Here is a 24,332-nt window from a genome sequence, read left to right on the forward strand (position 1 = left end):
GACGTCGAACCCTCAGTACGCCCTGGCCCCGTCTGGGAGGACACTCCCGAACTAAAAAAGAAGGCGCGCCAGGCTCAGGGCGCGCCTTTGATTTTTCGAGATCAGCCGCGGCCGCGATAGGCCGGCACGCCCTGGTCGGGCAGCCACAGGCCTTCGGGCGGCGCGCCCGTCTGCCAGAACACGTCGATCGGGATGCCGCCGCGCGGATACCAGTAGCCGCCGATGCGCAGCCAGCGCGGCTGCGCGATCTCGACGATCTTGCGGCCGATCTTGACGGTGCAGTCCTCGTGGAACGAGCCGTGGTTGCGGAAGCTGGTCAGGTAGAGCTTCAGCGACTTGCTTTCGATCAGCCAGTCGCCCGGCGCGTAGTCGATCACGAGGTGGGCGAAGTCAGGTTGCCCCGTCACGGGGCACAAGGAGGTGAACTCCGGCGCGACGAAGCGGGCCAGGTACAGCGTGTCGCTCTGCGGATTGGGCACGCGCTCGAGGACGGCGGCCTCGGGGCTTTCGGGAGCGTCGACGACGCGGCCCAGCTGGGTGACGTTCAGATCGGTCATCGCCGCGATTTAGGCCTCACGAGCCCAAGAGACAAGCCGCGCGGGGCTCGCTACAACGTCGCAAACAGATGTTCGGGAGATGATCATGCGGGACTTCGACAGTTTCACGGTGGTGATCACGGGCGCGTCCACGGGCCTGGGCCGCGCGATCGCGGTCGAGGTGGCCCGCCGCGGCGCTGGCCTGGTGGTCGTCAACTACGCTCGCAGCGCGGACGAAGCCGCCGAGACCGCCCGCCTGGTCGAGGCCGAGGGCAGCAAGGCCGTGCTGGTCCAGGGCGACGTCGCCAATGACGAGGACTGCAAGAAGATCGTCGCCGCCGCCGAGCCGACGGGCCGCATCGACGCCCTGTTCAACAACGCCGGCATGACCAAGTTCGCGCCCAATCACGCCGACCTGGACGCGGTGAATGCCGAGGACTTCCTCAAGCTCTATTCGGTCAATGTGGTCGGCGCCTTCCAGATGGTCCGCGCCGCACGCGCCCTGCTGGAGGCCGCGCCCGCGCCGGGCGCCGTGGTCAACACCGCCTCGATCGCCGGCGTGGTCGGCAACGGCTCCTCGGTGCCCTATGCCGCGTCCAAGGGCGCGATGACGACCATGACCCTGTCCCTGGCCCGAGCGTTGGGTCCGCGCATTCGCGTCAACGCCGTCAATCCGGGTTTCATCGATACGCCGTGGTTCAAGAACATGCCCGACGAGTCGCTGGAGCGCCTGCGGGCCGGCGCCGCGGCGGCCACGCCGCTGAAGGTCGCCTCGACCGCCGAGGACATCGCCGGCGCGGCCGTGTTCCTGGCCTCGCCCGCCTCGCGGCACGTCACCGGCGAGACTCTGTTAGTTGATGCGGGCCTGCATCTCGGCGGAGCGAGTCTTTCTATGCGGTAAAAGCCACAGACAAGCTGCATTCGGTTTTCCGTTAGCTGTGGCTTCGCTGCGTACATTCTGAAGCAAAATCGTCACACACAGCCCAAACTTTAGGCGACAGCTGCCCTTCTTGCTGGCGTTCACCCTCCCTGTGATTGCACTTAAAGGCGCGACCCCGACAGATTTGACGGGGAAGCAAGGCGCTTGCAGGCGCCGTCGGGGTCCGGGAACCAACCCGGGAGACGACACAGAAAAGGGGATAGAACTATGAAAGCCATGAAGATCGCGCTGGCCGCCGCCGCCGCCACCGTCGCCCTGTCGGGCGCCGCGATGGCCGAGGAGCTGAAGCTCTCGTACAACCTCGGCGTGACCAGCGACTACGTGTTCCGCGGCGTCAGCCAGACCCAGGAAGACCCGGCCATCCAGGGTGGCGTCGACGCCACCTACGGCATCGGCTACGCGGGCGTCTGGGCCTCGAACGTCGACTTCGGCGCCGATGACCCGACCGCCGAGATCGACTTCTACGCCGGCGTCCGCCCGACCATCGGCGACACCTCGCTGGACCTGGGCGTGCTGTACTACGGCTACGCTAAGGACAAGGGCCTGACGCCCGGTTCGTACAGCTACACCGAGTTCAAGGCCGCCGCCTCGCGTCCGGTCGGTCCGGCCACCTTCGGCCTGGCCGTCTACTACTCGCCGGAATTCCCGGGCAAGACCGGCAGCGCCGTGTACTACGAAGTCAACGGCTCGGTCCCGCTGATGGACAAGCTGACGATGAGCGGCGCCCTGGGCCACCAGGAAATCAACCACGCTGGCGACTACGCCACCTGGAACCTGGGCGTCACCTACGCCGTGACCGAAAAGCTGGGCCTGGACATCCGTTACTCGGACACCGACGAGCACAGCTACGGCAAGATCTACGACAGCCGCGTGGCCGTCAGCCTGAAGGCCGCGTTCTAAGCCTTAAGGTTTAGGATCGAAGACGAAGCCGCCCTGGTTCCCCCGGGGCAGCTTTTTCTTTGCCTAGTCAGGCGGCTCTCTATGCCTGTGGCGCTTGCGGCGGCCGCATCGCCAGCACGGCGACGAACACCACCGCCGTCACCGCAGCGAACAGCTGGAAGGTCGGCGCGAAGCCGCCCAGCCGGTCGCGCATGGCCCCGGCGATGAACGGTCCCGCCGCCGAGACCGCGCCGACCAGGCAGGTCAGCGAGAACAGCTCCAGGTTCGACTGGCGGCCGTAGTAGTTCAGCAGCAGTACGGTCACGGCCAGCACGGTCAGGCCAAAGCCGACGCCCGTGCCGATGGCGTAGACCAGCATCAAGACCGGGCTCGCCGCATGGGCCAGGGCCAGCAGGCCGACAACCAGCATCCCCTGCGCGAAGACCAGCAGCCAACGCGGGTCGACACGGTCGCCTAGAGCGCCGCCGGCCAGTCGGGCCAGGGTCTGCATCAGGGATTCCAGGCTCAGCATCTTGGCGGCCAGGGCGGCGGCGGCCACGGCCGCGACACCGGCGGCGACACCCAGCTCCGTCAGGTGGCTGACCGAGACGCTGGCCACGGTCACCCCGACCAGCAGGTGCGAGAAGTAGGCGGCGACCAGGATGTAGAACTGCGGCGTGCGCAGGGCCTGCTGAACCGTCCACTCGTGCGACGTCCGATAGACGCGGGCGTCGGCGGGCGCCTCGCGGGCCTCCTGCTCGACTTCCAGGTCGACTTCGTGGGCGGCTTCGGCGAGCCACTTGGAGCCGCCGACCATTAAGGCGCAGACCAGACCTACAGCCGCGGCCAGCGCCGCCTGGACGATCCAGTACAGCCGCCAGTCATTGCCGCTGCCGCCCATCAGGGTCAGGGCCATCCACGGCCCGGCCGCTCCCCCCAGCGAACCGAAGGTGAAATAGATCCCGAACGGCAGGGCGCGCTTGCGGAACAACGACGACAGCACGTGCGTGCCGGGGATCAGGGCCGCCATCTGGAAGCCGACGCCGCACGCGGCCGCGCCGACATAGTAGCTGAGCAGGCTCTCGGAATTGGCCAGCCCCAGGAACCCGCCCGCCAGCACCGCCGCCCCCGCCAGCAGGGTGCCGCGCACGCCGATCTTGCGGATCAGGATCGCAGGCAGCCACGACGAGGCGCCGGTGAAGACGCCCAGCACGGAAAAGCCCAGAAAGGCCTTCTCGAAGCTCCACTTCAGCTCGCCGATCATCGCCGGCAAAACGACGCCCAGCGAGCCGTAGGTCGAGGCGGTGATCAGGAACAGCAGCAGGCTGAACCCCGCCAGCAGCAGCCACGGACGGAAGCGGTCTTCTTCGGTCTTCGTCACGATCAGAACGTCCGCTTCAGGGTGGCCCGCCACTCGCGCCCCTTCCCCGGCAAGGCGCCGAGGTTGGCGTAGGTGTCGGCGTCCGGGGTGAAATAGAACTTGTCGAAGAGGTTATCGATGTTGACCGACAGGGTGTACGGGCCACGGTTCACGAAAGCTGAAGCATTGACCAGGCTGTAGGCCGGATAGCGCACCGCGTTCTGCACTGTGCCCGCCGTGCGGCTGACATGGCTGACCCCGACGGTCGCGCCCGCCTGGCCCCAGCCATAGCCCTTGCTGGTATAGGTCCCGTACAGGCTGACCACCGACTTGGGCGTCAGGGTGTAGGCGTAGTCGCCGCTCCGTCCCGGCAGGCTGTTGAAGGCCCACACCACGTATGAGCCGCCATAGCCCTGCGCGCCCGGCACGCCGGCGGCATAGGCCGGGATATACTGGAACGACGTATCGGGCCCCTTCACCGTCGTGCGCTGGCTGTTGCCGGCGAAGGTGAAGGACAGGCGCTCGGACGCCAGCCAGCGGACTTCCAGCTCCACGCCCTTGGCCCGCGTGCCCTGCACGGTGGGCGGCGAGATGGCGCCGGCGATCTGGGTGCGGTTCTGCTCGTAGGCGGCCAGCGAGCCGATCAGGGTCCCGCGCAGCAACTGGAACTTCACGCCGGCCTCGGTCAGGTCCGAGCTCGACAGCCACGAGCCGTCGGCCACCAGGTTCGGGGCGACGTCGCCGGCCTGACTCATCTCCAGCGCGGCGGCCTTGGCGTAGCTGACATAGGGCATCAGGCCGATCGGCAGCTTGTAGGTCAGGCTGGCGCTGTAGGTGGCCTTGTCGCGGTCGCCCTTCTGCAGGCCGGCGGGCACATAGGACAGGATGCCGGTGTCCTGGCTCTCGACGCTGTAGTGGTCCCAGCGACCGCCCAAAACGAGGTTCAGCCGGCCGACGTCGATGTCGGAGGTGACGAAGACGCCCGTCTGCTTCCACTTGGAGCGGTTGTCGTTCTCCCACTGCACGCCGATGCCGCCCGGCTCGGTGTCGAACGGGCTGTCGATGGTGTCCGTGGCGGTCGCGCCAAAGCTGATGTCGCGACGGTCCAGGGCGATCAGGCCGCTGTTGTAGCTCTCGCGCCGACGGCCCTCGAACCAGCGGTGCGAGCCGCCGACCAGGGTGTGGGCGCGCACCGCGCCGACATCGGTCAGGAAGGCGTAGGTCAGGCGGATCTCGCTGACCTTGGCGTCGACCGCCGAAGGGTAGCCGTACGAAACGAACCGCTTGTTGTCCTGGCGGTCGTGGAACAGCTGCAGCTTGATCGAGCGGTCGTTCCCAAGGTCCTTGGCTAGATCGAAGTACAGCGTCTGGGTGTTGGTCTTCGAGAAGTCGGCCGGGCTGATATAGACCGTGCGACGATCCAGCTTCGTTGTGCCGACGCCGACATCCAGGGCGTGGGCCGCGTCGCTGGTCGGGAAGCCGTAGTACGGCAGGTACAGGGCGCTGGCATAGGGATAGGCCCCGATCTCGTTGGGGGTGAGCTTGCCGTTGCCGTCCAGGTCCTTCAGCGTCGTGTCGCGGCCGGTGATGTAGGTGCGATTGTCGATCAGGTCCTGGGTCAGGCGGTTCCAGCCCGGCGTCTGTACGTCGCCTTCCGAGTGGAACACCATGCCGCCGAAGGCCGTGCTCCAGCCGTTCCCAAGGTCGAAGTCGGACGAGACTTCCAGCGTCTGGTGACGCGGATAGATCCCCTTGTAATAGCTGTGACTGTCCTCGGCCTCGCCATAGACCCACACGCCACCCTCAGCGCGGCCCAGCGACACCGGCGCGCCGAACTGGCCAGTGACCAGCTTCTTGTTGTAGCTGCCGAAGGTGGCTGTCACCTCCCCTTCCGGCCCGGCCAGGAAGCGGCCCTCGTCGCGGGCGGACTTCGGGATGAAGTTGACCAGGCCGCCGACCTTGCCGGCGCCATAGACCGGGGTCGGCGGGCCGCGCAGGATCTCGATGCGCGAGGCCCCGCCGATCGGGGTGGAATAGGTCCCGCGGTTCTCCACCCGCTTGAAGCCGCGGAAGTAGTTCTCGGCCAGGGTGCCGCGGATGTTGAGCGCACCGGGCACGCCGTAGAAGCTGGCGGTATGGGTCCCCGGCGAGACCTTGGTCGCGCCGTCCAGGGTCAGCACGCCGTAGCGCTCGAGCGTCAGGTCGCTGACTAGGCTGGCCGAACGCGGCGTCTCGATCAGCGGCTTGGCGATGCCGAAAACCGTCTGGCTGGGCTGCTTCTCCAGCAGGCCCGCCTTGTCCCGCGCCACGATGATCACGGCGTCGACCTGATCGGCGACCTGGGTCTCCGCCAGCACGGGCGACGCCAGCAGGGCCAGGGCGGAAGCGGACAGAAGCGCGGTCTTGAACATCGGGAGCATAGCCTTCACGCCACCGGGTTCCGGCGGTTCACGCCCCGATATCTGGGAACGCCATGACCTTCGTCAAAATGCCTTCTGACATTTTAGTTTAGATTGCGAAGGCGCTGTGGCGCCAATGCCTCAGCTTCCGTAAGGGCGGCTAGGCGGCGCCGACGTGCGGCCGGGTCTGGGCTTCGGGCTGGACATTCAGGATGCGCAGCATGGCCAGGCGCGAGGCCTCGGCGTCGCCGCCGGCGATGACGCGGGCGACCTGGCGGTGCTCCTCGATCTCGTCCATCAGCTCCTGCTCGGTGGCGCCGTTGAACGAGAACACCCAGAAGCGGGCGGCCTTGTGCTGCAGGGGGATCAGGATCCGAGCCAGGGCCAGGTTGCCCGAGGCCCGCGCCACCAGGGCGTGAAAGCGCAGGTCCATCGCCACCAGGGCCGGCAGATCGCAGGTCCTGGCCGCCGCCTCGCCTTCGGCGAAGACGTCGTACATGGCCTGGGCCTCGGCCTTGGAGGCGTTGCGGGCGGCCAGCTGGGCGCAGTGCGGCTCGATCAGCACGCGAGCGTCATAACCCTGGCGCAGCTCGACCAGGTCCAGCGGCGCGACCATGGTGCCAGAGCGGGCGCGGCGGATGACCAGGCCTTCCAGCGCCAGACGCCCCAGGGCGTCACGCACCCCGGCCAGGCCGGTGTCGTAGTGGGCGGCCAGCGACTGCTCGTCCAGCCGCGCGCCCGCCGGCAGAACGCCCAGGATCAGGTCCAGCAGGATCCGCTCATAGACCTTGGTCTTCTGCAGGTCGGGCGACCAGTCCTCGAGACCCGAGGAGTTGGCGACGTCCAGCACCAGGGTGCGGTTCAGCGAAGGCGAGGCCATGAGCGATCCGTGAAAAGCGGTCGCTGATAGGTAGTGTGAAATTTCAGAAGTGGCGAGTCCGGATCAGAACGCCGGCACCACCGCCCCGGCGTACTTCTTCTCCAGGAACGCCTTCACGTCCGGCGAGGTCAGGGCGGCGGCCAGTTTCTGGACGCGCGGGTCGTCCTTGTTGTCCGGGCGGCCGACCAGGTAGTTCACGTACGGGCTGGTCTTGTCCTCGGCGATCAAGGCGTCCTTGGACGGGTTCAGCTTGGCGTCCAGAGCGTAGTTGGTGTTGATCACCGCCAGGTCGACCTGGTTGAGGATCCGCGGCAGGGCCGGCGCTTCCAGCTCCTTGAACTTCAGGTTCTTGGGGTTGCTGGTGATGTCCTTCAGGGTCGACAGGTCGCTGGCGTTCTTCAGGGTGATGATGTTGTTGCGGGCCAGCAGCAGCAGGCTGCGAGCTTCGGTGCTGGCGTCATTGGGGATGGCGACGGTGGCGCCGTTCGGGACTTCGGCGATCGACTTCCACTTGGTCGAATAGGCGCCGATCGGCTCGACGTGCACGCCGGTGATGGTCACCAGGTTGGTGCCATGGTCGCGATTGAAGTCCTCCAGATACGGCAGGGTCTGGAAGTAGCTGACGTCGATGCGCTTCTCGGCGACCTGGGTGTTGGGCTGGACGTAGTCGTTGAACACCTTGATCTCGATGTTCAGCCCCTCGGCCGCCAGCTTCGGCTTGATGAACTCCAGCACCTCGGCATGCGGCACGGCGGTGGCGGCCACGATCAGGGTATTGGCGGCGTCGGCCTTGGGCTCCTTGGGCCCGCAAGCAGCCAGAGTCATGGCGGCGAGGCCGAGAACGAGAATAGCGCGGCGGGCGACCATGAACGGCTCCATAAGGCGATCTGACGGGTAGGGTTTTGCCCGTTCAGGCGCGTCAGAGGAAATCAGATTTCCTGGGGGATGGTCGAGAAGACTCCGAATATTTCCCAGCATCCTGCCTTCCTAGGCCTTGTGCCTAGGACCCATGCGTCCACGCGCAGTGAGGAGCAGGATTGGCGACCACGATGCCGGGCACGCCCTCCACACGGAGCCAAGCCGCGCCATGGGTCCTAGGCACAAGGCCTAGGAAAACAAGTAAGGATCAATCGTCGTCGTTGGCCGCGTCAGGAACGTCGGGCAGGCCGTGGATGATCCAGTTGGCCACGAAGTCGGGCTTGTCGCCTTCCAGGGTGGTCACGCCGGCTTCGGCGGGCTGGATGGCCGAGGTCTGGGGCGGCAGGGTGTAGGTGTCGCCGTCGTGCTCGCCCATCAGGTCCAGCACGATGCCCTCGGCCTCGGTAGCGTCGATGACCACGCCGAAGAACTGCTGGCGCTCCTGCACCTCGCCGTCGTCGTCTAGGAAGGTCAGGTTCATCAGCAGGGTCTTGCCGATCAGCGTCTCGGCGAAGGCGGCGTCCCAGTGGAGGTCTTCGTGTTCGTCGGTCATTTGTGGGACACCTTTCGCACCACCGTGTCGCCGATCATCTGCAGCACCTGGACCAGCACCAGCATCAGCACCACGGTCACGACCATCACGTCGGTCTGGAAACGCTGGTAGCCGAAGCGGATGGCCAGGTCGCCCAGGCCGCCCGCGCCGACCACGCCGGCCATGGCGGTGTAGGACACCAGGGCCACGGCGGTCACGGTCGCGGCGGCGACCAGGCCCGGCAGCGCCTCGGGCAGCAGCGCGCCCAGCACCACCTGCCGCCGCTTGGCGCCCATGGCGAAGCTGGCCTCGATCACGCCCTTGTCGACCTCGCGCAGGGCCGTCTCGACCAGGCGGGCGAAGAACGGCGCGGCGCCCGCGACCAGCGGCGGAATGGCCCCGGCCACGCCCAGCGAGGTGCCGACCAGCACCACGGTCAGCGGGATCATCACGATCAGCAGGATCACGAACGGCACCGAGCGCAGGATGTTGACCAGCAGCGACAGCACGCCGTTGGCCAGTTTGTTCTCCAGCATCTGGCCCTTGCCCGTCAGGAACAGGATCACGCCCAGCGGCAGGCCCAGGATGACCGTCAGGATCATCGAGCCGCCCAGCATGGCCAGGGTGTCGAGGGTCGCCTGGCCGATCTCGGCCCAATCGATGTTTTCCATCACGCGCCCTCCCCGGCCGAAAGGTCTTCGACGCGAACGCCGGCGTCCTTGAACTTGGCGATCGCGGCCGTCACATCGCCGCCGGTCAGGGCCAGGGTCAGCTGGCCGTAGGGCGTTTCGCGCAGGCGATGGATGCGCCCGCCCAGGATCGAATAGTCGACGCCGGTGGTGCGGGCGACCTCGCCCAGCACCGGCTTGTAAGTGGCCTCGCCCCGGAAGGTCAGGCGCACCAGGCGCCCATCGATGCCGGCGGCAGAGACCTCGCCATCCGCCTCGCGCACGAAGCGGCGGGCCGTGTCGCTGGCGGGATGCAGGAAGACGTCCTCGACCGCGCCCTCTTCCACCACGCGGCCAGCCTCGAGCACGGCGACGCGGTCACAGACGCGGCGGACCACATCCATCTCGTGGGTGATGAGCACGATCGTGAGGCCCAGCTCGCGGTTCAGGCCCGAGATCAGCTCCAGGATCTGCTCGGTGGTCTCGGGGTCGAGCGCGCTGGTGGCCTCGTCGCACAGCAGGACCTTGGGATTGGTCGCCAGGGCGCGGGCGATGCCAACCCGCTGCTTCTGGCCGCCCGACAGCTGGGCGGGGAACTTGTTGGCGTGTTCGGAGAGGCCTACGCGCTCCAGCAGTTCGGCGGTGCGCGCCTTGACCTCGGCGGCCGGACGCCCGGCCAGCTTCAGCGGGAAGGCGACGTTCTGGGCGACCGTCTTGCCCGACAGCAGGTTGAAGTGCTGGAAGATCATCCCGACCCGGCGACGCAGGGCGCGCAGCCCCTCGACGCCCAGAGCCGCCACGTCGTCACCGTCGACGATCACCTTGCCGCCGCTCGGCGTCTCCAGGCCGTTGATCAGCCGGATCAGGGTCGACTTGCCCGCGCCCGAGGCGCCGATCACGCCGAACACCTCGCCGGCCTTCACCGACAGCGAGACCTCACTGAGGGCTGGGCGCCCGCTTATTGCGGCCCCTTTGGCGGAATAGGTCTTGGAAACAGCCTCGAAGGCGATCACGTCGAAGGTCCTGTGGATTGGGGAGCGCTGCATCTAGGCGCTCCCCGCCCGATAGTCGAGGCTTGGGGGTGTCAGGGCTGTTTGACGACCGCCCCGCCCTTCATCACGAACACCGGCTTTTCCAGCACCGTCACGTCGGCCAGCGGGTCGCCCGAGACGGCGATGATGTCGCCAAAGCGCCCGACGGCGACCTGGCCGACGTCCTTGGTCTGGCCCAGGGCCTCGGCCGCCGTGAGGGTCGCGGCCTGGATCGCCTGCAGCGGCGTCGCGCCATAGCGCACCATGACCGCGAACTGCTTGGCGTTGTCGCCATGCGGATAGACCCCGGCGTCGGTGCCGTAGATCATCTTCACGCCGGCCTTGAGCGCCTTCTTGAAGTTCTGGCGCTGGATCTCGCCGATGTCGCGGTCCTTGCGCAGGTTGTCTTCCAGGACGCCGTTCTTCTTGCCCTCGGCCTGGGTGTAGTCGGTGTTGTAGATGTCCATCGAGAAGTAGGTCCCGTGCTGGACCGCAAGCTTGATGCCCTCGTCGTCGACCAGGCTGGCGTGCTCGATGGTGTCGATGCCGGCCTTGATGGCCTCGCGGATGCCGGTGGCGCCGTGGGCGTGGGCGGCGACCTTCATGCCGGCCATGTGAGCCTCGTCCGCCACGGCGTGCATCTCTTCTTGAGTGAGCTGCTGCTGGCCCGGCTCGTCGCCGCGCGAGAAGACGCCGCCCGTCGCGCAGATCTTGATCACCTGGGCGCCGTACTTCTTGAGGGTGCGGACGACCTTCCGCGCCTCGTCGGGGCTGTCGATATTGTAGGGGCTCTTCTCGTCCATCGACGGCGGGAAGAAGGTCGAGTCGCAGTGGCCGCCCGTGGCCCCGATGGCGTAGGTCGCGGTGACCACGCGCGGGCCGATCACGTAGCCTGCGTCGATCGCCTCGCGCAGGCCCACGTCGTCGAAGTCGGCCGAGCCGACATTGCGGATGGTGGTGAAGCCCGCCTCCAGCGTCTTCTTGGCGTTGGCCACCTGGACCACGCTCCAGAAGCGGTCGCCGTACTGCAGGCTGTTGTAGCCGCCGATCTCGGCCAGGCCGTCGATGTGGGTGTGCATGTCGATCAGGCCGGGCAGCAGAGTCGCGCCCGGCAGGTCGACGACCTTGGCGCCCGCCGGCACGGCGTCGCCCTTCTTGCCGATGCTGGTGATACGGCCGTCGGTGACGATCACCAGCGGATTGTCGACATACTTGCCGGTCGCCACGTCCAGCAGGCGGGCGGCGCTGACCGCCTCCACCTCGGCGGCGTTCGCCGCGCCGGCCGCCAGCATCACCGCGGCCGCCACGGCGGCTTGCATCCCCTTACCCATAAGCGTTCCGTCCCCGTCCAAATTCTGAGCAAGGCGACGCTATCACGGCATTGGAGGGCGTCGAGACCTAGTGCGGAACCTGCTGCGAGCCGCCCTGCATCGCGCCCTGGGCGCTGCGAGCCGCGCCGCTCTGGGCCTTGCGCTGCTCGGCCGTGGTGCAGACCTTCACCGCGAACAGACTGCCGGTCGGGATTTCACGACGGCAGATCACGCCCTCATCCTTCTTGGCGTCCTTCTTGCCGGTGTCCGGAGCTGGCTGAGTCGCCGTGGGCTCGGCCGGCGCGACGGGCGCCTCCTGGGCCAGGGCCGGGACGGACAGGAGCGCGGCGAGCACCGCGGCGGACGCGAAAAGACGCATGACTTCCTCTGGATCAGCAGACGCCGGATAGGGCGGGCCCGCGTCCACCCGGTCAAGTCACGAACCCTCCATCTGCGACGAAACCGGCCTTCGGCTCGCCCAGCGTCGACGGCAGGCTCAAAAGCTCAACCGTCGAGATTGTAAATTTTTCTGCCCAAAATGTTAAAGGGTCGAGGAACCGACACAGTAGAACTTCGCTAATTCTCCAGCTTTCGCTGCGCGTAACTTGACCATTAACCTCCCCAAACGCCTTCGACATCTCTGGAGATTTAGCATGAATAGCAAAGCTATTCTGATCACGACGACTGTTGCCGCAATTTCGATTGGCAGCGCTTCGGCAGCACTGGCTCAGTCCAGTCCCCAAGCCTTGTCCGATCAGGCGCAATACGAGTTCGCGGCCGACAACAATTGGATCGCCACCAACCTGCAAAAGAAGGTCGTGGCCGCCGCCCCGACCATTCCGAACCGCTTCAACCTGGCCACCGGCTATCAACGCACCGGTCGTCTCGAAACGGCCAAGGGCTACTACCAGACCCTGGCCGTCGAAGGCGAAGGCGTCGGGATGGAGCAAGGCTGGCGCAGCCGCAACTTCGACGTCGCCATGACCTCGGCCGACCGCCTGCTCTATATCGACTGGCTGCAGAACGGCGCGTCGCGCCGCTCGGGCGCGGTCGCGGCCGGCGAAGCGGCGACCAATGTTTCGGCCACGATCGGCGGCAACGGCGACGCCGAAGTCACCGACGAACAGGCTCGCGCCCTGGACCGCCAAGCCCGCGCCAGCCGCTAGACCACGGCCTGCCGCCACCTCCCGCCTCGACCCCGGCCGATCGATGGCTTATGGGGTCGAGGTGACGGGGACGTGGCGGAATCGGTAGACGCGCCGGACTTAAAATCCTATGCGCTCCACCGCCAAAGCTAGAAAAACCCTAGAAACAACAACTTCTTATGATCGCCCCAAGGCAACGCTTAGCACAGAGCTAGCACATTCCGCCGGGGCTCTAGCACAATCCCGGTCCATCGGACTTTCGCCGCCCCGCGACGGCCGACACGCGATCCTTGATGGCAAGATCCAGCTCTATCTGCGTAGCGGCAGTCCCAACTGGCAGTGCGCCTGCTCGGTCAGAGGGCGCCAGCACCGCGCCAATACCGGTGAGGACGGCCTCACCCGCGCCGCAGTCTTTGCCCACGACTGGTATCTGGCGCTGGCCAATGACGATGGCGCCAGCAGCCCAATTCCGCGCGCCGCGCCACTCCCGGGCCGGCGCGGTCCGCGAGCGGCGGCTAACGCACCCCGTCAAACCTTCCGCGAAGCGGCCAGCCGCTTCATGGTCGAGTTCGAAGCCCTGACCCATGGCCAGCGCAACCCGATCTATGTCGCGGGCCATCGCGCGCGGTTGATCAACTACCTGATCCCGTTCTTCGGCGCGATGAGCGTGCGCGAGATCGATGCCGGCGTGATCGCCGAGTATCGTGTCATGCGCATGGGCCAGCGCCATCGCGGCGCACCACCCGCCCGAAGCACGCTGCATCAGGAGATCGTCTGCCTGCGCCAGGTTCTGAAGACGGCGATCCGGCTGCGCTGGATAGACCACCTTCCCGACCTCTCCGCGCCCTATGGGCGCTCTGGCAAAATCTCTCACCGCGCCTGGTTCTCGCCCGAGGAATGGGCGCTTTTCGAGGCGGCGTTGCACGACCGGGTCGCGTATCCGCGAAAAGAGCGCTGGCGCGAAGCCGGCGAGAACCTGCGTGACTACGCGCTGATCATGATCAACACCGGCCTTCGCCCAGACGAGGCGTTGCGCTTGGAGTACCGGGATGTCGCGGTGATCGTCGACGAGGCCACCGGCGAGCGCCTTCTGGAGATCGCCGTGCGCGGCAAGCGCGGCGTCGGCTGGTGCAAGAGCATGCCCGAAGCCGTGGAGCCCTTCCTCAGTCTGAAGGCGCGAAATGACGGGCAGCCGCTCGATCGCCTGTTCCCGTCATTTCAGCGCGAGCTCTTTAACGCCATCCTCGACGAGCTGCGCATGAAGACCGACCGCGAGGGCCGGCGGCGCACCGCCTACAGCCTGCGCCACACCTACATCAGCACCCGCCTGATGGCTGGGGCAGATATCTACCAGGTCGCCAAGAACTGCCGCACCAGCGTCGAGATGGTCGAGACGTACTACGCCGCCCACATCAAGAACGTCATCGACGCCTCGGCGATCAATGTCCGCAAGGCCCGCCCCTCGCCTGTCGGCGCGACACCCGCGCCGTGATCTTGGTCGCCCAAGGCCGGAACCGGCCGACGCGGCCAAGCGCGAAGGGATGGGCCGAACGGCTCAGCCCGCTGGCGACCGCGCGCCGCACGGTGCGCAGCCATCGCACTCAATAGCGTAGCGCAGCACGCTACATAGACCTTGCCTTGCGTAGCGCCACGCGCTACATGTGAGCTGTTCGAGGATACGCCATGATCCAGAGCTGGAAGAGCGAGCTGGCGAAGCAGGTGTTTGAAGGCAAGGCCCCCAAAGGCTTTCCTGCCGATCTGGTTAGAAAGACGCGGCGACTGTTAGCCCAACTCAATGCCGCGACCGATGTCGAGCAATTGCGGTTTCCACCCGGCAATCGCCTGCACCAGCTCAGCGGCGACTTGGCTGGTCGCTGGTCCCTCAGTGTCAACGATCAGTTCCGGCTGGTCTTTGTGTGGGGGGCAGAGGGTCCGGAAGAAGTTTGGTTTGGCGACTACCACTAAACGAGCCGCGTACACCTAATTCGGCCAGTTCACGGAGGAACGGTAATGGCCACGTTTATGGACTACGATTTTGTCTCGCCCCTTCCCCACCCTGGCGAGGTCCTGCGCGAAGACTTTCTGGCACCGCTCAACATGAGCGCTGGCGCGCTCGCCAAGGCGATGGGCCTGAAAGATCGCACGCGCATAGAGCGGATCACGCGCGAATTGCAGCCGATAACCTCCGACACTGCTCTGCGGCTAGAACGCGTGTTTGGGGCCAATGCGCAGTTCTGGATGAACCTTCAAGCCCAGCATGATCTGTCAAAGGCGGCGATTGAGAGCGGAGTTGAATTGAAGGCGATCCGCCCCCTGACTGTTGCCTAGGCGAGCTACCCAAAGGTGCCTTGCATCCACCGCGCGAGCCGGCGTAACCAACCCTAAGGCTCCGATCGCCATCGGGTAAAAATTCAGAGGCAGCTGGAACTGCCGACAAACAGAAGCAGCACTTTAAAACAAGGTATAAGCCCAGCTAAATGACCGTAGCTGCGTCCATAACCGATTATCAGGCCAAACTGATAGCTTTCGATCTGGTGCGCCGACGTCCGCCCGACAGCAGCGAGCGGCTGGCCGTGGCCGTCGCGGGCGCGCAGGTCGATATGAACCCGCATCAGGTTGATGCTGCATTGTTTGCGTTCGCCTCCCCTCTTTCCAAGGGTGCCCTGCTGGCTGACGAGGTGGGGCTTGGAAAGACTATCGAGGCAGGCCTCGTTATCTCGCAACGCTGGGCGGAGAACCGTAGACGTATCCTGATTATCGCGCCGTCAAACCTGCGCAAACAGTGGCATCAGGAGCTTGCGGAAAAGTTCTTTATACCCTCCGCAATTCTTGAAGCCAAATCTTACAACGCCGCCGCCAAAGCAGGTAATTGTCGTCCGTTCGACCGGACCGATAGCGTCGTGATCTGCTCATACCAGTTCGCCCGCAATAAGGCCTCAGACGTGGAGGCCACACCATGGGACCTTGTGATCGTCGACGAGGCGCATCGCCTACGCAATGTCTATAAACCGTCCAACGTCATCGCGAACACACTCAAAAGAGCTTTGGCCGATCGCCATAAGCTTTTGCTGACTGCGACTCCACTTCAAAACTCGCTTCTGGAATTGTTTGGCCTCGTCAGCTTCATCGACGAGCACAGCTTTGGTGACATTAAGAGCTTCCGCGAACAGTTTTCCAATCTGTCACAGGAACGAACGTTTGAGGTTCTGCGAGACCGGCTGAAGCCGATTTGCCATCGTACCTTGCGGAGGCAGGTCACAGCTTACGTCCCCTACACGGCGCGCCACGCAATTCTACAGAGCTTCAGCCCTGACGCCGCAGAAGACCGGCTCTACGATCTCGTAACCCAGTACCTTCAGCGCGAAAATCTCCAAGCTTTGCCAGCAAGCCAACGCGCCCTGATGACCCTTGTACTTCGCAAGCTGTTGGCATCGTCGACATTTGCGATCGCCGGCGCTCTGACTTCTATCGCCAATCGTCTTCAGGAGCGCCTCGACCAGAGCCAGATGGGCGAGGGCTTTTTGGACGAGCTAGAGCATGACTACGAGGCGCTCGACGAGACGGCCGAGGAGTGGGAAGCAGGCAACGAACCCGAAGAACAGCTTACTGCAGCCGATCGTAAAGCGCTGGCCAGCGAAATTTGCGAATTGAAAGAGTTCGCCGCGCTAGCGTCTTCGATCGAACAGAACGCCAAGGGGCGCGCGCTCCTGAAAGCACTGGACGTGGGCTTCGCTAAGGCACGCGAACTCGGGGCGGCCGAGAAGGCGATTATCTTTACCGAGTCCAAGCGCACTCAGGCCTATTTACTTCGCCTGCTGGGCGATAGCCCCCATGCCGCGGGCATTGTGCTGTTCAACGGCACCAATACCGATCCAGGGTCCAAGGCGATCTATGATGCTTGGTTAGAGCAAAACAAAGACTCTGACCGCGTCACAGGATCGCGCACGGCGGACATGCGCTCGGCACTGGTGGACTATTTCCGCGGCCCGGGCCGGATCATGATCGCAACCGAAGCAGGTGCAGAGGGCATCAACCTGCAATTCTGTTCGATGATCGTAAATTACGACTTGCCGTGGAATCCTCAGCGCGTGGAGCAGCGGATCGGTCGCTGTCATCGCTATGGTCAGAAGCATGATGTGGTCGTGGTCAACTTCCTCAATGAGCGGAATCAGGCTGACCAGCGCGTCTATGAATTGCTGTCAGAAAAGTTCCAGCTTTTCGAAGGCGTGTTTGGCGCCAGCGATGAAGTGCTGGGTGCCATTGAGTCCGGTGTCGATTTCGAAAAGCGGATTGCCGGGATCTACCAGCAGTGCCGCCAGCCCAACGACATCAAGGCCGCTTTCGACCAGCTTCAGCAGGATCTGAGCCTGGAAATCAACGAGGCAATGACCTCCGCCCGCCGCAAGCTGCTCGAAAATTTCGATGACGAAGTTCGTGAGAAGCTCAAGCTGCGCAACGCTGACACTAACGTTTACCTCGGCCATTTCGAGCGCCAGTTGATGCGCCTTACAAGACATGAGCTAGCTGGTGACGCTGAGTTCTTGGACAGCTCGTCATTCCGCCTGGACGAGGCCCCGGTCTGGGCTGGTCGCGTGCCGACCGGACTATACGAGCTTCCGCGGCGGAGTGGAGAGGCGCATTTCTTCCGCGTTACTCACCCGTTAGGCGAGGCGATAATTCATCGTGCCCGCACGCGCGACCTGCCAGTAGCAGAGTTGATCTTGGACTATGCATCGCATGAAGGACGCATCAGTGTGCTTGAACCCCTAGTGGGTCGGTCTGGCTGGCTGCACGCAATCCAACTCAGCGTGGCGTCGCTGGAACACGGTGAGGACCACATTCTCCTGACGGGTATCACAGACGATGGCGCGGCGCTCGAAACCGACGCCTTGAACCGGCTGATGACATTGCCTGGTAGTGTCGGCAGGCTAGCTCGTGTCCCAACCCCCATCGAGCTGCGGTTCGATGATGGGCTCTCCAGGCAGCGTGACGACGTGCGCCGCACCATTTCTGAGCGCAATGCCCGCTACTTTGAAGAAGAGGCGACCAAACTCGATGCTTGGGCTGATGATCTCAAGGTTGGGCTTGAACGCGAGATCCGCGAGATCGATCGCCAGATCAAGGAAGCGCGTCGCGCTGCGACTGCCGCACTAACTCTCGATGAAAAGCTGGCGGGCCAGAAGGCCGTAAAGGCGCTGGAGGCGGAGCGTAACACTAAGCGCCGTTCGCTGTTCGACGCTCAGGACCGGATCGACTTCCAACGCGAAGATCTGATCGCAAGTATCGAAGGCAAGCTTGAGCAGCAGGTTTCCGAGACCGAGCTATTCACCGTGCGCTGGAGTGTCCGGTAATGGCTGATCGCCCTGTCGAAATCCTTGCCCTTCCACCTAAGCTTCATCAACTTTTCGATCAGGTCGTCCCCCTCAAGACTGGTGGAAATGCCGAAGCGAACGAGCGCGACTTTCTCAGTCGGGCACTTGCCGCATTCGTGCTCCACAAGGCAGGAGGGGCAACAATCGAACAAGCCGGAGCGGGAATCATCGATGGCGGCGGTGATGGTGGCATCGACGCCATCTATCACTCACCGGCGACGAACACGCTTTGGCTGGTTCAATCGAAATACATCCATGCAGGGCTTTCAGAGCCTGATCTTGGCGACGTTACGAAGTTTCAGGCGGGACTGAGCAACCTTCTTGCAGGTCGATTTGACGCCTTCGCGGCCAATCAGCGCTGGAACGCGTTGCGCCCGCAGATCGAAGCAGTGCTAGCCGGCTCAGGGATGCTGGTTCGCGCCGTGCTTTGCTATTCTGGCCTCGCGCTTATCTCCGAGGATCGCAAGCGCTTATTCGAGGTGCTCAAGCAGCAAGTCTCGAAAGAACCAGAGGACGACTACTTCGACTTTCAGACGGTCAACCTAACCACGCTGAATGACTGGGTCACCGGCGGCGACGATGGCCGAGGTATTGAGTCGGTGGATCTCGAAATTCACAATCCCGGTTGGGTGACTAGGCCCTACGAGACAGTCTATGGATTGGTCCCACTCGAAAGGCTAAAGGCGCTTTACGAAGAGCATGGACGGATGCTCGTTCGCGCCAATATTCGCGGCTTCAAAGGTCGGACTGATGTCAACGAAGACATCCAGAAGACACTCAGGGAAGAAGCTGACCACTTTCACTATCTCAACAATGGATTAACCGCATACTGCGATCGCTTCGAAATTCACAATCTAGACCGTCTCAATGCTCAGAAGAAGCGTGTTGCAGCCAAAGGATTCGCGATTATTAACGGCGCTCAAACCCTTGGTTCGATTGCCAAGTGCGTTGCTGTACCTGCTGATGATGCAGTGCCCAGCGGCTTTGCGTTCATAAAGATTGTTTCACTTGAGCGGTGCGAAGATGACCGCGCTTTCGCCGAGCGCATATCGCGCACCGCCAACTTTCAAAATCATGTGGAGCTAAGAGATTTCGCGGCGGCTTATCCGCTTCATGAGCAATTAGCGTATACGCTTCGCCCGCATGGAATTTACTATCATTTCAAGATTGATGAGGACACACCTAAGTCGGACAGTGAAAATTTTTCAATTGATGACGCGCTTAGCGCCTGTGCATGCCTGAAGAATACCAACGACTGCGATTTCATCACCCGCGTAGCTGCGAATAGATCGTCGTTACTCTCTCTCGATCTAGTCTATCCTGAGACCGCAGTGCTTCGAAGTCGGCATGAACGGGTTTTCCCACCGGACCTCTCCGCGCGCACGCTCTGGAGAGCCGTGCAAATGCAAACGATCGTGCTCAAGGCCATGGGCGACAGCGCCAAGGCCGCGACTGGCGCAACCAAGGCATTCTACACTTATGGGCGCTGGATCGTTCTGGCTGTTACCCTTGCGAGACATAGGCCAGAACAAGGGGAGGCCCTCGCCCTAACTGATGCTGAGAAAGCGGATATTTCGGCCAGAGTTTCGGAATATGCCGAAAGCCTGCTGGCCCTTGCAGTGAGCAGGGGCTTTGCCGCCTATGGCGACTTAGCTGGGCAGCAAGTACTCACGACACAACGCGATTTTCAGTCGGTTTTCAAAACGCAGAACGACTGCAGGACGCTGTTTTCCGCACTAAAGGCGGAAGTTTGGCAAACTCAGAATGCGCCGCAAGTCATCGATGAGGAAGCGGCAGGACAATCATGACCAAGAAGTACGGAAAGCTGGAACTAACGTGGATCGGCAAGGACAAGCGGCCCAAGCTGGAGCCTCGGATTCTGCTGGAGGATGCGTGCAAGTCGCACCACGCCGCCAAGCGTGTTTCGGATGCGGACATTTTCGACAATATGCTGATCCACGGCGACAATCTTCTAGCGCTCAAGGCGCTGGAAGCGGATTTTTCCGGCAAAGTGAAGTGCGTCTTTATCGATCCGCCTTACAACACGGGCAGTGCTTTTACACATTATGATGACGGGCTGGAGCACTCGATTTGGCTCGGCTTAATGCGCGATCGGCTGGAGATCATTCACCGCTTGCTTGCTGATAACGGCTCGCTCTGGATTACCATCGACGAGAACGAAGGGCATTATCTGAAAGTTCTTTGCGATGAAGTTTTCGGTAGAACGAACTTCGTGCGAAATATCACTTGGCAGAAAAAATATAGCGTAAGCAATAATTTCAAAGGCATCGCCTCTATCTGCGATATCATTCTTGTATATAGAAAAAGCGACAACTTCACCAACAATCTACTTCCGCGCTCAGATGATTCATCGAGTAGGTATTCGAATCCCGACAACGATACTCGCGGCCCATGGAAGGCTGTCGATTATCTGAATCAAGCAACTGTAGAGCAGAGAAAAAACCTTGTTTATGACATCGTGAATCCTTTCACTGGTGTCGTGGTCAAAAATCGAATTAAAGCTTGGAAATACGACCGCAACACCCACCAGAAGCACGTGGATGAACAACGCCTTTGGTGGGGCCTCAAGGGCGAAAATTCTGTACCCGCCTTGAAGTTGTTTCTTTCAGAGGTTCGGGACGGGATGACGCCGCACAACTGGTGGCCGCATGCCGAGGTTGGACACACCGATGAAGCAAAGAAAGAAAGCATCGCAATCTTCGGTGCTTCACAGGTCTTCGACACTCCCAAACCTGAGCGGCTGATTCAACGAATTCTCTCACTTGCTACTGCCCCCGGTGACCTCGTGCTCGACTCGTTCGCAGGCTCAGGAACAACCGGTGCCGTTGCCCACAAAATGGGGCGACGCTGGATCATGGTTGAATTGGGCAATCATTGCGCCACGCATATCGCGCCCCGCATGCAGCGAGTGATCGACGGCACCGACAAGGGCGGGATCACCGAGGCGGTCGAGTGGAATGGCGGCGGCGGTTTCCGCTACTACGAACTCGCGCCCTCACTATTGAAAAAGGATAAGTGGGGCCGTGAGGTCATATCTAAAGAGTACGATGCCGCCATGCTGGCGCAGGCGCTTTGCAAGCTTGAGGGCTACACTTATGAGCCGAGCCCGGAGGTTTGGTGGCAGCAGGGGCAATCGACTGAGTACGATTTCCTGTATGTCACCACGCAAATTGTGGGGCCGGATGAGCTGGCAGCTCTGTCCGAAGAGGTTGGCGAAAATCGCAGCCTACTAATCCTCTGCGCGGCTTGGCGCGGCGACGAGACGCCTTTCACCAACCTCACCCTGCGCAAAATCCCCAATCATATTCGCGATAAATGTGAGTGGGGCCATGACGATTATTCGCTGAACGTTGCCAACCTGCCGATGGCGGAATCGGAGTCTGTTCTACCGCAACCTGCACAAGGCGGCCTATTCGACGGGGAGGATTTGGCATGAGCTACTCCCCAACGTCGAATCCGCGCACGAATGGCTCAAAGCAAGTCAACGCAATCGCGGGCCGCCTCAGCCTGCGCAAGCCCCAGCGTGACAGCCTAGAGATCCTGAACCGCATCACTGAGATCATTTCGCTGCGCAAGGGCGCCGAGCGCGGTGCGGCGCTGGAGGCGATCCGCAGTGAGTATCCGAGTGTTGGCGATTTCGAGCGGGAATTTCCCTCGCTTTGCTTTGCTCTTGCGACCGGCGTAGGCAAAACGCGTCTAATGGGCGCGTTCATTGCCTATCTACACATCGCGCATGGGATCAACAACTTCTTCGTGCTGGCCCCGAACCTCACGATCTACAACAAATTAATTAAGGACTTCACGGCAAACACGCCCAAATACGTGTTCAAGGGTATTGCCGAGTTTTCGGTCCTACATCCAGAAGTAATTACCGGTGATAACTATGAAAGCCGGGGCGCGCTGCTGGATGATGTGCTGCGGTGCAAGATTAATATCTTCAACATCTCCAAGATCACCTCCGAGGTGCGCGGCGGCAAGCAAATGCGCATTCGTTCATTCAAGGAGGAACTGGGCGACAGCTATTTCGACTATCTGGCCAAGCAGCAAGACCTCGTCATGCTGATGGATGAATCACATCGTTATCGCGCTACGGCAGGGATGCGAGCGATCAATGAATTGCAACCGGTCCTAGGGCTGGAATTGACGGCAACACCCTTTGTCGAAGGCACTAAGGGGCCGGTGGCGTTCCGCAACGTGATTTACGACTATCCCCTGGCACGCGCGATGGACGATGGCTTCGTTAAGGACCCGGCGGTCGTAACCCGCAGAAACTTTATCGCGGCAGGCAAGACCCCCGAGGCCATTCAGCTTATGAAGCTGGAAGACGGCGTACGCCTGCACGAGAGCGTGAAGGTGGAGTTGGAAACCTATGCCCGCGAGACAGGTCAGCTGATCGTCAAGCCGTTCGTGTTGGTGATCGCTCGCGATACTACGCACGCGGCCGAGTTGATGACACTGATTCAGTCAGACCGGTTCTTCAGCAGCCGCTATGCCGACAAGGTGATCCAAGTCGATTCCAGCGTGAAAGAGGAAGAGACGGTTCAACTGCTGCTGAATGTGGAAAAGGCAGATAACCCGATCGAGATTGTCATCCACGTCAACATGCTGAAAGAGGGCTGGGACGTTACCAACCTCTATACGATTGTGCCGCTGCGCGCCGCCAACGCACGCACGTTGATTGAACAGAGCATCGGGCGCGGACTGCGCCTCCCCTATGGGCGGCGCACCGGCGTGGTAGCGGTCGATCGGCTGAATATTGTCGCTCATGACCGTTTCCAGGAAATTGTCGACGAGGCGAACAATCCTAAGTCGCCGATCCGGCTAAAGGCGTTGGTAATCGATGAGGAGGTCCTGACACGCAAGACCACAACCGTCGTTGCCGCGCCGAACATCCTAGGCAAATTGGGCTTCGACACTGGCCAGAGCGAGGAAGCCGCCGCCTTTGCCGGCGCAACGCCAAAGCCAGTGTTCACCGACCCAGAAAAACAGCGTGCCGCGCAACTCGCATACGACGCCATTCGCAAGCTGTCGCGGCAGCCCGATCTGGTGCCTGATGTCAGCTACATCTCGCGTCCAGAGGTCCAGCAGAAGTTGCTGAACGAAGTGGCTAGCCAGTTTCGACCCGCCCAGCTGGAATTGAAAGGCATCGCGCCAACGGGGCCAGATCTCGCTGAGATAATCGCTGAGACGGCTAAGCAGGTCGTTTCGTCCATAATCAGCATTCCGCGGATTTCAGTCACACCGAAGGGCGAGGTAAACGCCGGGTTCCGACCGTTTACGCTTGACCTTTCGCTGATGCGCTACGCTCCCCCCGAGGAAATATTATGGGCTCAGTTCCTCAATCGGAACGAAGGCCATTCCATTGGTATGTCGCAGGCCAATTTCCTGGAAAGCAGGCCTGAGGACTATGTCGTCAGCGGTTTGGTCGACTTTCCCGACGTGTCTTACGACGACAATTCCGATCTACTCTACGATCTAGCAGAGCAAGTCGTCCGCCACCTGGAGAGCTACCTTCAACAGGATGACGTCCTACGAGTTCTCCAACTTGAGCAGCGAAACATCGCTCGCGCAGTTCACGCACAGATGCTCGATCACTTCTGGATGGACGATAGTGTCGAATATCACCTGGAGGTAAAGCAGGGCTTCACCGAAATCCGCTCCTCGGCTCACACAGCGGAACGGCAGGCACCGCTTGATTATCGCGCCCCGCCCGTCGAAAAGAGCAACATGGCCCGGTATCTGTTTGGGGGCTTTTCCAAATGCCTCACAAACGTGGTGCGGTTTCAATCAGATACTGAGCGCAAGCTGGCCGTGATCCTCGAGCGTGAGTCCGATAAGTGGTTTCGCCCGGCTAAGGGTCAATTCCAGATGTTTTATCGCAAGGGCAGCGATCACTTAGAATATATGCCGGATTTCGTGGCCGAGACTGCCGCGGAAATCCTGATGCTAGAACCCAAGATGGCAACTCAAATGCAAGATGCTGATGTGCTAGCCAAGAAGGATGTTGCGGTTCGCTGGTGTCAGACAGCGACCGAATACTCCGCAAAACATGGCGGCAAGCCCTGGCGTTACGCCTTGATTCCGCATGACCAGATTCAGGACAACATGGGATTGGATTTCCTGATGAAGCGGTTTGGCTACTAGTCCTAGTCCACCTATGAAGCTCGGCAAAGAAGCTTGCGCGCGATTGCGGCTGGAGGCGAAAGCCGTGATGCTCGGAAAGCAGACCGGTTACGATCGCTTAGCCGACCACCGATCGGTATGGCCTATACTCTCAGAAGCGTCTCTTTCCGCGAGACGGGATAATCCATCGCATCTACGCACTGGCCAGCTTGATGCGA

At 62.3% G+C, this 24,332-nt stretch carries 20 protein-coding genes; 10 read left to right on the forward strand and 10 right to left on the reverse strand.

What is annotated here, in order from left to right; genetic code table 11:
- Nucleotides 1-101: 101 nt before the first annotated feature.
- A complete protein-coding gene (queF, locus tag J7528_RS14165) occupies nt 102-557 on the reverse strand; it encodes a preQ(1) synthase (protein ID WP_291875451.1) in 456 nt (151 codons plus the stop codon).
- 79 nt (nt 558-636) lie between these two features.
- Between queF and J7528_RS14170 the strand changes: the two genes are divergently transcribed.
- Nucleotides 637-1,437 (forward strand): SDR family NAD(P)-dependent oxidoreductase, encoded by an 801-nt coding sequence (locus J7528_RS14170; protein WP_291875453.1) that lies wholly within the window; start codon nt 637-639, stop codon nt 1,435-1,437.
- 246 nt (nt 1,438-1,683) lie between these two features.
- Nucleotides 1,684-2,376 carry a TorF family putative porin gene (locus J7528_RS14175; protein WP_291875456.1) on the forward strand — a complete coding sequence of 231 codons (693 nt, stop codon included), beginning with the start codon at nt 1,684-1,686 and terminating at the stop codon, nt 2,374-2,376.
- A 79-nt stretch (nt 2,377-2,455) separates the two neighbouring features.
- Here J7528_RS14175 and J7528_RS14180 read toward each other — a convergent pair whose 3' ends face one another.
- The 9 genes from J7528_RS14180 to J7528_RS14220 form a co-directional block, all read right to left on the reverse strand.
- Entirely contained in the window at nt 2,456-3,736 is a 1,281-nt protein-coding gene (locus J7528_RS14180) for an MFS transporter (RefSeq protein WP_291875458.1), read from the reverse strand.
- Nucleotides 3,737-3,738: 2 nt separating this feature from the next.
- A complete protein-coding gene (locus J7528_RS14185; RefSeq protein WP_291875877.1) occupies nt 3,739-6,135 on the reverse strand; it encodes a TonB-dependent receptor in 2,397 nt (798 codons plus the stop codon).
- Nucleotides 6,136-6,274: 139 nt separating this feature from the next.
- A complete protein-coding gene (locus J7528_RS14190; RefSeq protein WP_291875461.1) occupies nt 6,275-6,994 on the reverse strand; it encodes a GntR family transcriptional regulator in 720 nt (239 codons plus the stop codon).
- A 63-nt stretch (nt 6,995-7,057) separates the two neighbouring features.
- Nucleotides 7,058-7,873 (reverse strand): MetQ/NlpA family ABC transporter substrate-binding protein, encoded by an 816-nt coding sequence (locus J7528_RS14195; RefSeq protein WP_291875464.1) that lies wholly within the window; start codon nt 7,871-7,873, stop codon nt 7,058-7,060.
- Nucleotides 7,874-8,120: 247 nt separating this feature from the next.
- Nucleotides 8,121-8,465 (reverse strand): hypothetical protein, encoded by a 345-nt coding sequence (locus J7528_RS14200; RefSeq protein WP_291875466.1) that lies wholly within the window; start codon nt 8,463-8,465, stop codon nt 8,121-8,123.
- The gene (locus J7528_RS14205) at nt 8,462-9,115 is read right to left on the reverse strand and encodes a methionine ABC transporter permease (protein ID WP_291875468.1); all 654 of its coding nucleotides are present in this window, start codon (nt 9,113-9,115) and stop codon (nt 8,462-8,464) included. The genes J7528_RS14200 and J7528_RS14205 overlap by 4 nt, the downstream gene beginning before the upstream one ends.
- Nucleotides 9,115-10,125, reverse strand: coding sequence for a methionine ABC transporter ATP-binding protein (locus tag J7528_RS14210; protein WP_291875878.1), 1,011 nt, complete (start codon nt 10,123-10,125; stop codon nt 9,115-9,117). The genes J7528_RS14205 and J7528_RS14210 overlap by 1 nt, the downstream gene beginning before the upstream one ends.
- 71 nt (nt 10,126-10,196) lie before the next feature.
- Nucleotides 10,197-11,474, reverse strand: coding sequence for an amidohydrolase family protein (locus J7528_RS14215; RefSeq protein WP_291875471.1), 1,278 nt, complete (start codon nt 11,472-11,474; stop codon nt 10,197-10,199).
- 67 nt (nt 11,475-11,541) lie between these two features.
- Entirely contained in the window at nt 11,542-11,832 is a 291-nt protein-coding gene (locus J7528_RS14220) for a hypothetical protein (RefSeq protein WP_291875474.1), read from the reverse strand.
- 274 nt (nt 11,833-12,106) lie between these two features.
- On the opposite strand from J7528_RS14220, the gene J7528_RS14225 reads away from it, so the two are divergent.
- From J7528_RS14225 to J7528_RS14260, 8 genes are all read left to right on the forward strand, one after another.
- Nucleotides 12,107-12,619 carry a hypothetical protein gene (locus tag J7528_RS14225; RefSeq protein WP_291875477.1) on the forward strand — a complete coding sequence of 171 codons (513 nt, stop codon included), beginning with the start codon at nt 12,107-12,109 and terminating at the stop codon, nt 12,617-12,619.
- A gap of 109 nt (nt 12,620-12,728) precedes the next feature.
- On the forward strand, nt 12,729-14,090 hold the full coding sequence (locus J7528_RS14230; protein WP_291875480.1) for a site-specific integrase: 1,362 nt from the start codon (nt 12,729-12,731) through the stop codon (nt 14,088-14,090).
- Between the two features lie 191 nt (nt 14,091-14,281).
- Entirely contained in the window at nt 14,282-14,563 is a 282-nt protein-coding gene (locus J7528_RS14235; RefSeq protein ID WP_291875483.1) for a type II toxin-antitoxin system RelE/ParE family toxin, read from the forward strand.
- A gap of 45 nt (nt 14,564-14,608) precedes the next feature.
- On the forward strand, nt 14,609-14,926 hold the full coding sequence (locus J7528_RS14240) for a HigA family addiction module antitoxin (RefSeq protein WP_291875486.1): 318 nt from the start codon (nt 14,609-14,611) through the stop codon (nt 14,924-14,926).
- Nucleotides 14,927-15,075: 149 nt separating this feature from the next.
- Complete coding sequence (locus J7528_RS14245; RefSeq protein WP_291875489.1) at nt 15,076-17,949, forward strand: SNF2-related protein; 2,874 nt, start codon at nt 15,076-15,078, stop codon at nt 17,947-17,949.
- Nucleotides 17,949-19,778 carry an AIPR family protein gene (locus J7528_RS14250; protein ID WP_291875492.1) on the forward strand — a complete coding sequence of 610 codons (1,830 nt, stop codon included), beginning with the start codon at nt 17,949-17,951 and terminating at the stop codon, nt 19,776-19,778. Before J7528_RS14245 ends, J7528_RS14250 begins: the two co-directional genes overlap by 1 nt.
- Nucleotides 19,775-21,427: a site-specific DNA-methyltransferase gene (locus J7528_RS14255; protein WP_291875495.1), complete on the forward strand. Its 1,653-nt coding sequence runs from the start codon at nt 19,775-19,777 to the stop codon at nt 21,425-21,427. The genes J7528_RS14250 and J7528_RS14255 overlap by 4 nt, the downstream gene beginning before the upstream one ends.
- Complete coding sequence (locus tag J7528_RS14260) at nt 21,424-24,135, forward strand: DEAD/DEAH box helicase family protein (protein ID WP_291875497.1); 2,712 nt, start codon at nt 21,424-21,426, stop codon at nt 24,133-24,135. Before J7528_RS14255 ends, J7528_RS14260 begins: the two co-directional genes overlap by 4 nt.
- Nucleotides 24,136-24,332 lie beyond the last annotated feature (197 nt).

The sequence above is a fragment of the Caulobacter sp. genome (genome assembly GCF_017744445.1).
Lineage (GTDB): Bacteria > Pseudomonadota > Alphaproteobacteria > Caulobacterales > Caulobacteraceae > Caulobacter.